Source organism: Cycloclasticus sp. PY97N (assembly GCF_002443175.1).
GTDB classification, from domain to species: Bacteria; Pseudomonadota; Gammaproteobacteria; order Methylococcales; family Cycloclasticaceae; genus Cycloclasticus; species Cycloclasticus pugetii.
On sequence record NZ_CP023664.1, the window covers coordinates 540,432 to 555,606 of the forward strand.

At 43.1% G+C, this 15,175-nt stretch carries 10 protein-coding genes and 1 tRNA gene; 5 read left to right on the forward strand and 6 right to left on the reverse strand.

Translation table 11 applies throughout. From position 1 onward, the window contains the following. Position 1 precedes the first annotated feature (1 nt). Positions 2-2,164 carry a type I secretion system permease/ATPase gene (locus CPC19_RS02685; RefSeq protein ID WP_015006829.1) on the reverse strand — a complete coding sequence of 721 codons (2,163 nt, stop codon included), beginning with the start codon at positions 2,162-2,164 and terminating at the stop codon, positions 2-4. Positions 2,165-2,286: 122 nt separating this feature from the next. Between CPC19_RS02685 and CPC19_RS02690 the strand changes: the two genes are divergently transcribed. From CPC19_RS02690 to CPC19_RS02705, 4 genes are all read left to right on the forward strand, one after another. Further along, entirely contained in the window at positions 2,287-2,625 is a 339-nt protein-coding gene (locus tag CPC19_RS02690) for a hypothetical protein (protein ID WP_015006828.1), read from the forward strand. Between the two features lie 121 nt (positions 2,626-2,746). After that, positions 2,747-3,154, forward strand: coding sequence for a response regulator transcription factor (locus CPC19_RS02695; protein WP_016390907.1), 408 nt, complete (start codon positions 2,747-2,749; stop codon positions 3,152-3,154). Between the two features lie 9 nt (positions 3,155-3,163). After that, entirely contained in the window at positions 3,164-3,400 is a 237-nt protein-coding gene (locus tag CPC19_RS02700) for a type I secretion C-terminal target domain-containing protein (protein WP_015006826.1), read from the forward strand. Positions 3,401-3,503: 103 nt separating this feature from the next. Then, positions 3,504-9,854, forward strand: a complete 6,351-nt coding sequence (locus tag CPC19_RS02705; protein ID WP_096910737.1) for a type I secretion C-terminal target domain-containing protein — start codon at positions 3,504-3,506, stop codon at positions 9,852-9,854. A 157-nt stretch (positions 9,855-10,011) separates the two neighbouring features. On the opposite strand, the gene CPC19_RS02710 is transcribed toward CPC19_RS02705, so the two are convergent. The 3 genes from CPC19_RS02710 to CPC19_RS02720 all read right to left on the reverse strand — a co-directional run bounded on the left by CPC19_RS02710 (position 10,012) and on the right by CPC19_RS02720 (position 10,969). After that, positions 10,012-10,290, reverse strand: a complete 279-nt coding sequence (locus tag CPC19_RS02710; protein WP_016390448.1) for a hypothetical protein — start codon at positions 10,288-10,290, stop codon at positions 10,012-10,014. Continuing rightward, positions 10,290-10,535 (reverse strand): type II toxin-antitoxin system prevent-host-death family antitoxin, encoded by a 246-nt coding sequence (locus CPC19_RS02715; RefSeq protein ID WP_016390449.1) that lies wholly within the window; start codon positions 10,533-10,535, stop codon positions 10,290-10,292. The genes CPC19_RS02710 and CPC19_RS02715 overlap by 1 nt, the downstream gene beginning before the upstream one ends. Positions 10,536-10,892: 357 nt before the next feature. Beyond that, positions 10,893-10,969: transfer RNA gene (locus tag CPC19_RS02720), tRNA-Arg, on the reverse strand. Positions 10,970-11,091: 122 nt separating this feature from the next. Between CPC19_RS02720 and CPC19_RS02725 the strand changes: the two genes are divergently transcribed. Then, on the forward strand, positions 11,092-11,571 hold the full coding sequence (locus CPC19_RS02725) for a cytochrome c5 family protein (protein WP_016390450.1): 480 nt from the start codon (positions 11,092-11,094) through the stop codon (positions 11,569-11,571). Position 11,572: 1 nt separating this feature from the next. On the opposite strand, the gene CPC19_RS02730 is transcribed toward CPC19_RS02725, so the two are convergent. Beyond that, positions 11,573-13,576 carry a UvrD-helicase domain-containing protein gene (locus CPC19_RS02730; protein ID WP_096910738.1) on the reverse strand — a complete coding sequence of 668 codons (2,004 nt, stop codon included), beginning with the start codon at positions 13,574-13,576 and terminating at the stop codon, positions 11,573-11,575. A gap of 62 nt (positions 13,577-13,638) precedes the next feature. Further along, on the reverse strand, positions 13,639-15,153 hold the full coding sequence (locus CPC19_RS02735) for a YifB family Mg chelatase-like AAA ATPase (RefSeq protein WP_016390452.1): 1,515 nt from the start codon (positions 15,151-15,153) through the stop codon (positions 13,639-13,641). Between the last annotated feature and the right edge of the window lie 22 nt (positions 15,154-15,175).

Below are 15,175 nucleotides of genomic sequence, written 5' to 3' on the forward strand. Positions count from 1 at the left end.
ATTAGTTTGAAACCTTGATTTGTCCTTTTTTCAATGCTTCTAGGACTTTATCTTTCGGGCCGTCGGCCATGATTTTAGCGCCATCGAGTACGATAAGGCGATCTACAAGTGATAGTAAAGAAGCTCGGTGAGTTACTAAAATAAGGGTTTGGTTGTTTAACTGCTCCGATAGTTTCTCTTTGAAGCGCGCCTCGGTGCTATTATCCATAGAGTTGCTGGGTTCATCCATAATGAAAATAGGTGGCGATAGTAACAAAGACCGAGCCACGGCTACACTTTGACGTTGTCCGCCAGATAAAGACGCGCCTCGTTCACCAACGGGCATATCAAATCCCTCGGGGTGACGATTGACAAATTGGGTAACACCGGCGATTTCAGCAGCGTGTAAAATAGAAGCGTCGTCAGCGTAGCGTGAACCCATTGTAATATTGTCTTTAACGCTACCAAACATCAGCGAGATGTCTTGCGGCACGTAACCAATTTGGCGACGAAGGTCAGACGGGTCAATTTGACGAATATCTGTTCCGTCTATCAAAATGGACCCTTCTTGAGGTTCGTACATGCTGAGCATTAGTTTTTCAATAGTGCTTTTGCCAGAACCAATACGACCGATAAAGGCGATTCGTTCACCGGCTTTAATTTTGAATGAAATATTATCCAGTGCTTTAACCGGTTGTTCGGGGTAGCTAAATGAGATGTTTTTAAACTCAATATCACCCTTAAACGTTGGGCGGTGTAAATATTTTTTACCCGGTTCGCGTTCAACCGGCAACGACATCATATTAGTCAGTGTATCCAGTGATGTACGAGCTTGGTGGTAACGGGTTAGCAATGAGGCGACCTGTCCTATAGGTGCTAATGCACGACCTGTTAAAATGGTGCAAGCAATTAATCCACCGGTTGTAAGTTCACCTTCAGATATTTTATATACACCAAAAATCACTACCGATACAGAAGCCATCTGAGTTAAGAAGGTGGTTAAATTGACAGCAATAGATGAGTAAAAGCGTGACTTAAGGCCTAGGCGAGAAATCTGCCCAATATTTTGTTCCCATTTGCTTTGCATTTGCCCTTCAGCACCAGCGCTTTTGATCGAGTCTAGATTGTTAAGCGACTCAATCAAGGTGGCGCCTTTTTGAGCAGAGTGTTTAAACAGCTCGTTAATAGTGTTCTTAAGAGGTTTTTGCACAGCTATGCCACCCAAAATAGCCAAGGGCAAAATAGTTAGTGGCACAAACGCTAAGTTACCACCGATCATATAAATAACCGCAATAAAAATAAATAAGAAAGGGAGGTCAATTAAAGTGGTTAGTGTGGCAGAGGTTAGAAAGTCTCTGAATGATTCAAATTCGCTAAGATTGTTGGCAAAAGCACCGACAGATTTAGGGCGGTTTTCCATTTTAATGCCCATAACTTTTTCGAAGATGGTCGCTGAAAGAATAATGTCTGATCGTTTGCCTGCAACGTCAATGAAATAGCCTCGAAGTGCTTTCATAATAAAGTCGAAAATAAATACAATAGCGACGCCTATCGCCAGTACCCATAGTGTTTCAAGTGCATGATTGGGTACGACACGGTCGTATACATTCATAATGAACAGTGGAGACGCCAGAGCGAATAAGTTAATCAGTAACGAAGCGGCTAGCGCCTCGCTATATATTGGCCAAGATTTAAAAATAACATCCCAAAACCAATGCTTTGCTTTAGGGATAACAGAGTTGGCTGTTCTGCTATCAAAGGTGTGCTCTGCTTGAATAAAAAAAGCAGAACCAGTGTAAATTTCGTCTAATACGCTAAGACGGACTGTTTTTTCACCGCTGTCTGTTTCCGGTAAAATAATGGTGCAGTTATCATCATTTTTGGAAATTAAAACGCAGGTTTTATCGTCATCTAGTAGCAAGATAGCAGGTAAAACTAAATTGGATATTTCAGCCAGTGGGCGGCGGATAAGCCCTGTTGATAATCCAGCTCGTTGAGCTGCTCGTATGAAAAGTGACGCATTAAGTTTATTGTCTACTAACGGTAAACCGGCGGTTAGCGAGTCAGCAGAATGAGGCGTGTTGAGTAGTTTGCAGACTGACAATAAAGCTAACAGCAGCGGGTCATCCTGGTTTGTTATGCCTGCCATATTATCCAACGGTTTTTTTAAAGTTGCTTCGGTCATCTTTTATCCACTTGATACGAAATAAGGCACAAAAATCCGTATTTTGTGCACTAAGTTTGATTATTGTTTTTGATTTAGTGATACTAGAACAAATTTCAGAAAATGCAATCGGAGCTACCAATATGCCTTATGTTAATCGCAACGAGCACGGCGAAGTGACGGAATTATTAGATGTCTGCGATAAGGCTAATGGAGAGTGGCTTGATGTCGGCCATGCGGATGTTATTGAGTTTCTAAGAAAACCATCTCAAGCCAATAAGCTTAAGGAATCTTTGAGCCGCTCTGATAGTGAAATGGTACGTGTGGTTGAGGATTTGGTAGATATGTTAATGGAAAAGCAGGTATTCGTTTTTACTGAATTGCCAGAGGCGGTGCAAGATAAGCTTAATAAACGTAAAAAATTACGCCATGATGTTAATGCCTTAAGTAATCTCATTGGGGATGACGATAATATCTTGTAATCACTTCTTGTGGTCTTAAGGTATAAAAACTCAAAATTAGTACCTTAGTACAATAGCCAGTCTCAAGCGGCTGACCTAAAATTCCGGTTAACTTAGCAGCAATGAACGTTTGGCCTCAACAATGATAGATGCACTGGTAATCGACACAACAGATCAAATCACCTCATTGTTGTTAGGTGATAATGCTTGTATTCAAACGATTGATGATGAGGTTAAGGCATTGAATGTCATTGATAACGTGGCATCAGTCGTTGTATTGCTGCATTACAATGTACGAAAAGAGCAAACTGAAGAATATGTAAAGTTAATCGTTAACACTAACGCAAAAAGCAAGGTTGTTGTTATCGCTGACAAGCTTGATGAAGAGACGGTATTAGCATGCTTACTGGCTGGTGCGCAAGGCTATCAATCATTAAGCGGATTAAAGCAATATAGCAATAAACTATTGGCGGCCATGAATGCTGGTGAGGCATGGATAACGCGTCGAATGACCTCCACATTGCTTGAGACATTGCGGGCGCATAAATAGGACAAGATTATGGCAAATGATGTAACTAGTAACGAACCAGAGGCATTAGACCTGCTGGATCTGTTGGTTGACGAAAGCAATGATATTCTGAGTGATTATGTGTCTATTTCATTAGAAGCATTGAGTGAAGGCACAAAAATTAGTGTCACCACGGTGGAAGATCAGCCGGCAACCTACTCATCAACATTAACTGGTGTAACGTTAACCGACCTTCATTGTTTGGTCGATATACCACCAGAGTCATAAAAAATAAGTAAATTTAGTACTTTAGTACAATAGATAAACCAGTAAACGTAAGCAATACTCACTATTATTAAGAATGTAAAAACCAACGGATCGGAGAAACACCATGGCTAATGTAGGCACAGTACAATCAGTAACAGGGATTGTTAAAGCAATCGCAGAAGACGGAACGGAGCGCATTTTAAGCATAGGCGATACAGTCGCTGAAAATGAAAAGATTGTCACAGGCGACGGCGTTATCGTGATTGCCTTTAGCGATGGTACTGTCTTAGACTTGGGTAGTAACTCAAGTATCGTGTTAAACGAAGACGTGCTCAATCAAGAAGGTGAGCAAATAGCGCAAAACCGAGCAGATGCCAACGACGAAGTTGCCGCACTGCAAGAAGCATTAGCAAATAACCCAGACTTTGACCCAACAGCGGAGCTACCAGCTACAGCAGCTGGGCCGGCCGCAGGCGGAACAGAGGGTAATAACGGTCACAGCATTGTCAGTGTGGATTACCTAAACCCTAAAGCACCGGTAGAGTCAGGATTCGATACCCTTGGTATTAGCCAAGAGTTTTTACAGCCAGATGAGGAGTTGCCTCCAGTTATAGAGGATGCTCCTATGGTGAGTGTTTCAGTTCAAGTGGAAGTGCAGATAGATCCAGAAAACCCAGATAACCCACAAGAGCCGCCAACAACACCAACGCCAGAATACCCAGTTGTGGTGACGCCCGCGGGTGTTTTGGTTTTAGAGGGAACTTCTGAAGTTCAGGGTGAGCCTGGAACGCGTCAGGTAGCTTTTACACTTGCACTCGACAAAGTCTACGGTCAAGATGTTCAAGTTACTTATATTTTCCAGCAAACGGGTGCAGATAATGGCGCGAATACGTTTGGTGAAGATTGGTTCGATGGCGTTAGCCCAATAACCGTGACAATTCCCGCTGGTGAGCAAACATTCCCTGTTTATGTGAATATTGTAGAAGACAGCACTCCTGAAGAAGATGGGCAGTTTGAAATTGTTTTGATAGATGCTGTTAATGCAACAATTAACCCAGACGCATCATCTGTTACCGTGACGATAGTTGATGATGATTCCATCACGACTGTCACAGTTGGTGATCAAACAGTGAATGAAGATGCTACCTCTGCGAGTGTGGATGTAACCTTGGCTGGTCATGTGTTTAAAGCAGGCGAAACCGTAACAGTTAGTGTTGCGAATGGCACGGATGTGGCATTTACAGCTAACGGTACACAATCATCGACCTTAACACTAACTGCCGACTCTGATTCAATTGTAGAAGCAGATGCAGATTCATCCATCACGGCTACTGTCGCGAGTGATGCCGGCACAATTGAGAACCCAGTGGTGAACACAGGCACATTAACTGTTGAAGACTATGTTGACACAACGACTGTCACAGTTGGTGATCAAACAGTGAATGAAGATGCTACCTCTGCGAGTGTGGATGTAACCTTGGCTGGTCATGTGTTTAAAGCAGGCGAAACCGTAACAGTTAGTGTTGCGAATGGCACGGATGTGGCATTTACAGCTAACGGTACACAATCATCGACCTTAACACTAACTGCCGACTCTGATTCAATTGTAGAAGCAGATGCAGATTCATCCATCACGGCTACTGTCGCGAGTGATGCCGGCACAATTGAGAACCCAGTGGTGAACACAGGCACATTAACTGTTGAAGACTATGTTGACACAACGACTGTCACAGTTGGTGATCAAACAGTGAATGAAGATGCTACCTCTGCGAGTGTGGATGTAACCTTGGCTGGTCATGTGTTTAAAGCAGGCGAAACCGTAACAGTTAGTGTTGCGAATGGCACGGATGTGGCATTTACAGCTAACGGTACACAATCATCGACCTTAACACTAACTGCCGACTCTGATTCAATTGTAGAAGCAGATGCAGATTCATCCATCACGGCTACTGTCGCGAGTGATGCCGGCACAATTGAGAACCCAGTGGTGAACACAGGCACATTAACTGTTGAAGACTATGTTGACACAACGACTGTCACAGTTGGTGATCAAACAGTGAATGAAGATGCTACCTCTGCGAGTGTGGATGTAACCTTGGCTGGTCATGTGTTTAAAGCAGGCGAAACCGTAACAGTTAGTGTTGCGAATGGCACGGATGTGGCATTTACAGCTAACGGTACACAATCATCGACCTTAACACTAACTGCCGACTCTGATTCAATTGTAGAAGCAGATGCAGATTCATCCATCACGGCTACTGTCGCGAGTGATGCCGGCACAATTGAGAACCCAGTGGTGAACACAGGCACATTAACTGTTGAAGACTATGTTGACACAACGACTGTCACAGTTGGTGATCAAACAGTGAATGAAGATGCTACCTCTGCGAGTGTGGATGTAACCTTGGCTGGTCATGTGTTTAAAGCAGGCGAAACCGTAACAGTTAGTGTTGCGAATGGCACGGATGTGGCATTTACAGCTAACGGTACACAATCATCGACCTTAACACTAACTGCCGACTCTGATTCAATTGTAGAAGCAGATGCAGATTCATCCATCACGGCTACTGTCGCGAGTGATGCCGGCACAATTGAGAACCCAGTGGTGAACACAGGCACATTAACTGTTGAAGACTATGTTGACACAACGACTGTCACAGTTGGTGATCAAACAGTGAATGAAGATGCTACCTCTGCGAGTGTGGATGTAACCTTGGCTGGTCATGTGTTTAAAGCAGGCGAAACCGTAACAGTTAGTGTTGCGAATGGCACGGATGTGGCATTTACAGCTAACGGTACACAATCATCGACCTTAACACTAACTGCCGACTCTGATTCAATTGTAGAAGCAGATGCAGATTCATCCATCACGGCTACTGTCGCGAGTGATGCCGGCACAATTGAGAACCCAGTGGTGAACACAGGCACATTAACTGTTGAAGACTATGTTGACACAACGACTGTCACAGTTGGTGATCAAACAGTGAATGAAGATGCTACCTCTGCGAGTGTGGATGTAACCTTGGCTGGTCATGTGTTTAAAGCAGGCGAAACCGTAACAGTTAGTGTTGCGAATGGCACGGATGTGGCATTTACAGCTAACGGTACACAATCATCGACCTTAACACTAACTGCCGACTCTGATTCAATTGTAGAAGCAGATGCAGATTCATCCATCACGGCTACTGTCGCGAGTGATGCCGGCACAATTGAGAACCCAGTGGTGAACACAGGCACATTAACTGTTGAAGACTATGTTGACACAACGACTGTCACAGTTGGTGATCAAACAGTGAATGAAGATGCTACCTCTGCGAGTGTGGATGTAACCTTGGCTGGTCATGTGTTTAAAGCAGGCGAAACCGTAACAGTTAGTGTTGCGAATGGCACGGATGTGGCATTTACAGCTAACGGTACACAATCATCGACCTTAACACTAACTGCCGACTCTGATTCAATTGTAGAAGCAGATGCAGATTCATCCATCACGGCTACTGTCGCGAGTGATGCCGGCACAATTGAGAACCCAGTGGTGAACACAGGCACATTAACTGTTGAAGACTATGTTGACACAACGACTGTCACAGTTGGTGATCAAACAGTGAATGAAGATGCTACCTCTGCGAGTGTGGATGTAACCTTGGCTGGTCATGTGTTTAAAGCAGGCGAAACCGTAACAGTTAGTGTTGCGAATGGCACGGATGTGGCATTTACAGCTAACGGTACACAATCATCGACCTTAACACTAACTGCCGACTCTGATTCAATTGTAGAAGCAGATGCAGATTCATCCATCACGGCTACTGTCGCGAGTGATGCCGGCACAATTGAGAACCCAGTGGTGAACACAGGCACATTAACTGTTGAAGACTATGTTGACACAACGACTGTCACAGTTGGTGATCAAACAGTGAATGAAGATGCTACCTCTGCGAGTGTGGATGTAACCTTGGCTGGTCATGTGTTTAAAGCAGGCGAAACCGTAACAGTTAGTGTTGCGAATGGCACGGATGTGGCATTTACAGCTAACGGTACACAATCATCGACCTTAACACTAACTGCCGACTCTGATTCAATTGTAGAAGCAGATGCAGATTCATCCATCACGGCTACTGTCGCGAGTGATGCCGGCACAATTGAGAACCCAGTGGTGAACACAGGCACATTAACTGTTGAAGACTATGTTGACACAACGACTGTCACAGTTGGTGATCAAACAGTGAATGAAGATGCTACCTCTGCGAGTGTGGATGTAACCTTGGCTGGTCATGTGTTTAAAGCAGGCGAAACCGTAACAGTTAGTGTTGCGAATGGCACGGATGTGGCATTTACAGCTAACGGTACACAATCATCGACCTTAACACTAACTGCCGACTCTGATTCAATTGTAGAAGCAGATGCAGATTCATCCATCACGGCTACTGTCGCGAGTGATGCCGGCACAATTGAGAACCCAGTGGTGAACACAGGCACATTAACTGTTGAAGACTATGTTGACACAACGACTGTCACAGTTGGTGATCAAACAGTGAATGAAGATGCTACCTCTGCGAGTGTGGATGTAACCTTGGCTGGTCATGTGTTTAAAGCAGGCGAAACCGTAACAGTTAGTGTTGCGAATGGCACGGATGTGGCATTTACAGCTAACGGTACACAATCATCGACCTTAACACTAACTGCCGACTCTGATTCAATTGTAGAAGCAGATGCAGATTCATCCATCACGGCTACTGTCGCGAGTGATGCCGGCACAATTGAGAACCCAGTGGTGAACACAGGCACATTAACTGTTGAAGACTATGTTGACACAACGACTGTCACAGTTGGTGATCAAACAGTGAATGAAGATGCTACCTCTGCGAGTGTGGATGTAACCTTGGCTGGTCATGTGTTTAAAGCAGGCGAAACCGTAACAGTTAGTGTTGCGAATGGCACGGATGTGGCATTTACAGCTAACGGTACACAATCATCGACCTTAACATTAACAGCGGCTTCGTCAATCACGGCTACTGTCGCGAGTGATGCCGGCACAATTGAGAACCCAGTGGTGAACCCTGGCTCTATAACTATAGATTATGCGCCAATAGACGAATCGTATACTCCTCCTTTAGTAGTGAATAATGCTATCGGTAGTACTCTTGTAGATGATTTGTTCGATGCTAATCAAGATGGTTATGGGGATGTAACCATATCCAAAAACTTTAATCTAGAGCTCACATCTGGCGGTGAACCTTTGGTTTATACTAATGGGCTCGATGGAAGTTTGATTGCTAAAACTGAGTCAGGAGCACCTGTATTTACTGTGACTCCCGTAGTTGACGGTAATGATGTTAATTATAAGTTTGTAGTTTTTGCACCTCTGGAACTTGTGACTGTTACTGATTATGGTCTTGGAGTGTTGAGCGAAGGTGGTAATAAATCTTTTTATTGGTTACTCGATGATGGGGCTTTAGAGTCTGGTAACAATAGTAGTCAACAGCCAGCAAATACATCTGTTATTGTTAGAGGTAAGTTTGATGATGGCTCCTATGCAAATGTGAATGGTAATAATAATGGAATGGGCTCAACAGCAGTTGGAGGGCAAACTATTCAGGATGGTGAGTGGGTTGAATTAACATACACAACTGCACAAACTTCTGTTCAGATTGGCATCGGACAAGGTAGTAATAATGCCATTCCAGATGCAAATACTCCAATCGAAATTAAGGTTAATGGTGGGTCTATTGTTACATTTTATGGTTCAGCTCTAGTAGGCGGGAAATTAACTCTTAATGCTAGAGACTTTGGAGTTACCGAAATTAGCACGGTCGAAGTTTCTGCAACAGACCAGAACCTTGTCATTAATTCAATCTCTACATCAACGACAACAACTGTTGATGATGAAGTTCTTAACTTTACTTATGTTGGTGAAGATACCGATGGCGATACTACATCTGGTGATTTCTCAGTTCTTATTACATCTGACGGCTCATCATCATCAACAGTTGATAGTACTGGCGAATTGATTCGTGGAACAGATGCTGATGATATTTCCCTTGGAGGAACTGCTGGAGGCGATATCCTTTATGGGTATGATGGAGCTGACGCCCTTAGTGCAGGTGCTGGTCATGACGTACTTATCGGTGGTGCTGGAAACGACATTTTGAGTGGTGGTATTGGGGCTGATGAGTTTATTTGGAATGATGGCGATACTGGTACTGATACGGTCAATGACTTTAGTGTAGTTGAAGGGGATGTGCTTAATCTTAGTGATCTACTCGACCCTGGTACAACATTAGAGATTGGCGGTGCGGATAATTTGGATAATTATCTAAAAGCTACTTTTGATAATACTAGTAATACTACTACTATTGATGTTTATACAGGCGGAGATGCTAATTCATCCGGAATCATTGATCAAAGTATTCTAATTAATGGTGATGTTTCAGACCTGAATAGTCTAATAGGGACGAATAATCTAATCGTCGATCAATGAAAGTATCAAGGGGTCGTTCAGCTTGATAATTGAGATGTAAAATGTAGTATTTAAGATAGGTAAGTTACTTGATGTGACTTGCCTGTTTTTTTGATTGTCTGAAAAGTAAATCAGCTTGGTTTTGAAGTAGAAATTAAGGGGTGGATAGCTTGATTTGTTATTTATAAGCCCGGTCATGGCTACCAACGTTGACGAGTAGAATTGCTTTTTCTGAAATTACAAATTCCAGAGTGATTCGATAGCTTGCATTGATTGATACTGAGGATAAACCTGCCAATTTACCGGATAACTTGTGCAGGCGTAGAGAGGGGTGCTTTGGGTTTGCTGCAAGTAGTAGTAGCGCTTTTCTGTATTGTTCTTTTAGTTCAGGATGTTGTTTGCTGAATTTTCTTGCTCGTTTTATGTACGAGTCTGTATAAATGAGGGTGTAATTCATTAGTTGAAAATGTCTTCTACGTGAGAATTAACAGTGCTCGTTGTAAAGTTGTTTTCCGCATGATCTTTTTGTGCTTCATATAAGGCTGCCTCTAGTTCCATCTCACGTAGGTAATGATATTGCTCAATTTTCATGACGACAAATTTGTCTTTACCTCGAACTGTGATGGTGACTTCTGGTTGGTTGGTGAGAGAATCTTCAAGGCAGCTAATGCCTTTTATTTTTAAATCATTTGCTGTAATCATTTTTTAGCACTCCTAATAATTCTATTAACAATGCTAATAATAGCACTATTAGTAGTTAGTTGCATATCAAGGGGTCGGCCAACTTGATAATTAAGATATAAAAGTTGTAATTGGGATAGGCAAGTTGCTTGATGTGACCTGCCTATTTTTTTGCCTGTTCTAAATAAAGGGTATCAACCGGTTAGTCAGCTTGATATTAGTCAATTGAGATATTTGCGTCTAATTTTTGTTGGTTAGATAAGCGTACCAATTGTTCATTGCATCATACTTGGGAGATAGTTTTTTACATGGATACGCAGTCTTAAATAGGGGGGTGACTATTTTCTTTTTTATCTAAGGATATATTGATTGCTAAATTGGCGCGCTCGGCGGGAGTCGAACCCACGACCTTCGCCTTCGGAGGGCGACACTCTATCCAGCTGAGCTACGAGCGCTTTGTATATTGTTGCGGTATTATAACGTGATATGTTGATGAAATATTGAACTGTTTTTACTTCGGGTTTATAGGCTTAGGGTTTATAATCCTGAAAAAATATCACTAAATTGGAGTTAGTACGTGAGTGAAGATAAGAAAATTTTAAGTGACCTAGGTGTCACGATAGGTGTGTTAGTTATTATTGCTATTGTAATTTCTTTTGTAGCGATTGGTTTGGTTGACGAGAAGCCAATGTCTGCAGCAGCAGAAAAAAAGGTTTTAGATAGAATTAAACCTTTAGGTGAGTTAGCAACGACGTTAGCCGAAGCTAAAAAAGCTAGTCCAATTGTTGAGCCGCCAGTGGTGGTTGCAACGGAACCTATGTCCGCAGAGCAAGTTTATAATACGGCGTGTATGGCTTGCCATGCAACAGGAGTGGCGGGCGCACCTAAAACAGGTGATGTGGCAGCTTGGGCGCCTCGTATTGCACAAGGTGAATCAGTGCTCTTTGAGCACGCGACCAAAGGTTTTAAAGGAATGCCTGCACGAGGTGGTTCTGCTCAATTATCTGATGCAGATGTGACCGCCGCTATTGATTATATGGTTGAGAGAAGTCAGTAATTTAATTTAATAAACTTTTCATAAGGGCCAGGCTTTCCTGGCCTTTTTTCTTTTGTTCTTCTGGGTTTTTCTTTTGGACGGCGGCCCAATCTAAATCTTCGACGGGCAGTTCGGTTAAGAAACGGCTGGGTTCTGTTGATGAAACATCACCGTATTTCTTTCGTTGCGCGCAATAACTAAAGGTGAGCTGTTGTTGGGCTCTTGTAATGCCAACGTAAGCCAGTCGTCGTTCTTCTTCAATTTGATCAGTATCAATGCTGTTTTGATGAGGCAGGATGCCTTCTTCCATGCCAATTAAATAGACGTAAGGGAACTCAAGTCCTTTTGCGGCGTGTAAGGTCATGAGTTTTATTTGGTCAGTTTTTTCTTCCTCCTCGTTGCGCTCTAAGCTGTCGAGCAACATCATGCGTGACACAATATCGCCCAAGCTGCGCTCTTCTTGTGACTTTTTAGCGCTGTTTTCAATCCATTTTATTAACTCTAATACATTGTTTATTTTTCTTTCTGCCTGTTTGTCGCTATTGGCGTGAGTTTTAATCCAATCGTAATACTCAATGTGTTGAAGCATCTCATGAAGGATGGCAATCGGGTCTTCTTGTTGTGTTCTATCAGATAAGCTAACAATCCAGTCGCAGAAAGAGCGCAGTTTGTAATAGGTTCGTTCGTTTAACTGTTGTTCAAGCCCTATTTCAAAACAAGCATCAAATAAACTAATGTGGCGACTATTGGCATAAAGGGCGAGTTTTTCGACAGTGCTGGTGCCAATTTCACGGCGGGGTGTATTAATAACTCGGAGAAAAGCACTGTTGTCGTCTGGGTTAATAAGCAGTTTGATATAACACAGGGTGTCTTTTATCTCAGCATGGGAAAAAAATGAAGTGCCGCCGCTGATGGCATACGGTAACGATAATTCCCGTAGGCTTTTTTCTAACAGTCTTGCTTGGTGGTTGCTTCGGTAGAGGATAGCAAAGTCAGCATTGCTGGCCCGGTGTTTAAATTTTATACGAGAAATTTCGGCCGCGATTTGTTGTGACTCCGAAAACTCATCTTTACATCTGATGACGTTAATTTTCTCATCACTTTTAATGTTGCTCCAAAGGTTCTTTTCATATAAATGTGGGTTGTTGCTAATGAGTTGGTTAGCTGCTTTTAAAATACGTTGATTAGAGCGATAGTTTTGTTCGAGTTTAATGATCTCTAATCTAGGGAAATCCTTTTTTAGTGTGAAGAGGTTTTCTGGGTTAGCCCCTCGCCACGCGTAAATGGATTGATCGTCGTCACCAACGACGGTGAATTGTCCTATGGCGCCAACTAAATGCTTAAAAAACTCATATTGCGTGGTGTTTGTATCTTGATATTCATCGAGTAAAAGGTAACGAGTACTGTTTTGCCACTTTTCTAATACTGACGGGTGTTCGTTAAAAAGGACTAACGGCGTTAAGATTAAATCATCAAAATCGACCGCATTGCATACGCGGTTATATTGCTGATATTGTTCATATAATGCAGCAGCAAACTGCTGTTGAGCGTCTTCAGCTAAAGACATGGCTTGTGCGGGCAAGACAGCTTGGTTTTTCCAGTCGGATATTTGCCACGAAAGGGGGGGTATTTGAGCTTTATCTAACTGATGTTGGCTATTATCTAAAATATCTTGTAGGACCTTAAATTTATCCTGTTCATCTAAAATGCTAATGTTCTTTTTAAAGCCAAGTGTTTGATACTCCTTGCGAATAATATCAAGACCTAGGGAGTGAAATGTTGATATGCGAATGCCTTTTGTTTTTTTTGACGAACAGAGTTTGTCAACACGTGAACGCATTTCTCTTGCAGCCTTATTGGTAAAGGTAACGGCGGTAATATGTTTGGCTTCAACACCGTTACTAATAAGGTGTGATATTTTTTCGGTAATGACGCGGGTTTTTCCGCTGCCAGCACCTGCAATAACAAGCAAGGGGGTGTCCGTTGTGATAACAGCTTTGTGTTGTTCTGGGTTTAGTTTGGGCACGGCGACTTAAAAGATGAGTTTGGGAGCAAATTTTACTCGTTCTTTATGATATTTTCAGCGCTTTATGTGACGCGTTTATCCATGCGGCGATAGCTTAAGGCTTCAGTTAAGTGGTGGCGTTGAATATTAGTTTGATGGTCCATATCGGCGATGGTTCGCGAGACACGTAAAATGCGATGATAGGCACGGTGCGATAAACCCAGTTTTTCAATTGCCTGCTCTAGTAGCTGATGATCTTCATCGCTTATTTGGCAATGTTGTTTGATTTGTGCAGTGGATAATAATTCGTTGAGTTGACCTTGTCGTTTTAGTGCTTTTATTTGCGAGTGTTGCACCCGTAAAGCAATTTGTGCACTACTTTGCTCACCTCCGTTAGTGCCTTTACGTAGCATTTCACTGGAAATACGGGGTACCTCAATATGCATATCAATTCTGTCGAGCAAGGGGCCGGATATTTTGTTTCGATAACGGCTGATTTGAACAGGGTTACATTGGCATCGTTGAGAAGTATCACCAAGGTAACCGCAAGGGCATGGGTTCATCGCGGCGATAAGTTGGAAGCGAGCAGGAAATTCTGTTTGGTGGTTAGCGCGGGAGATGGATATTTTTCCATTTTCAATAGGTTCGCGTAATACCTCTAATACTTTACGGTCAAATTCGGGGAGCTCGTCTAAAAATAAAACGCCATGATGCGCGAGTGATACTTCGCCGGGTTTTGGCGAACTGCCACCACCGACCAAAGCAACAGATGAAGCGCTATGGTGAGGAGATCTAAAAGGAGGCATCCGCCACTGGTGAGTATCAAGGTTGTGCTGACTAATAGAGTAAATTGAGGCGGTCTCAATGGCCTCTTCTTCGCTTAGTAGCGGCAAGATGCTTGGTAATCGAGCTGCAAGCATTGACTTGCCGGTTCCTGGGGGGCCAAGCATTAATAGGCTGTGGCGTCCAGCAGCGGCAATTTCTAGTGCGCGTTTGGTGTGTTGCTGACCGTGAACGTCTGAAAAGTCGAGAGTATTTATTGAGGGAGAGGTTACATCATTTTTAGGTTTAAAAAGAGGCAGTTCTTGCTGTCCATGAAGGTGCGAGCAAACAGCTAGCAGATGGGGGGCGCCAATAATATCAACACTTGAGATGAGCGCTGCTTCGTGTTGATTATGGGTGGGTAAGCAGAGTGTTCGATGGCTTGTTTGGCAGGCTATAGCTGTGGGTAATGCGCCTTTAATGGCTCTTAATTCACCGCTTAGCGATAATTCGCCAAGAAACTCATAATCAAGCAGCTTGTCGTTGGGTATCTGGCCAGAGGCTGCAAGAATACTAAGCGCTATGGGTAAATCGAATCGCCCGCCTTCTTTGGGTAAATCAGCAGGTGCTAAGTTAATGGTGATGCGCTTAGCAGGAAACTCAAATTGACAATTGAGAATAGCGCTGCGTACGCGATCTTTACTTTCTTTAACAGCCGCCTCAGGTAAGCCAACAATATTTAGGCTGGGTAAACCGTTTGCTAGGTGCGCTTCAACGGTTACTAATGGCGCATTAATGCCAGTGGAGCTGCGCGTTAGAGTAGTAGCTAGTGACATGGTGGAATCCTTTCCTTAACAG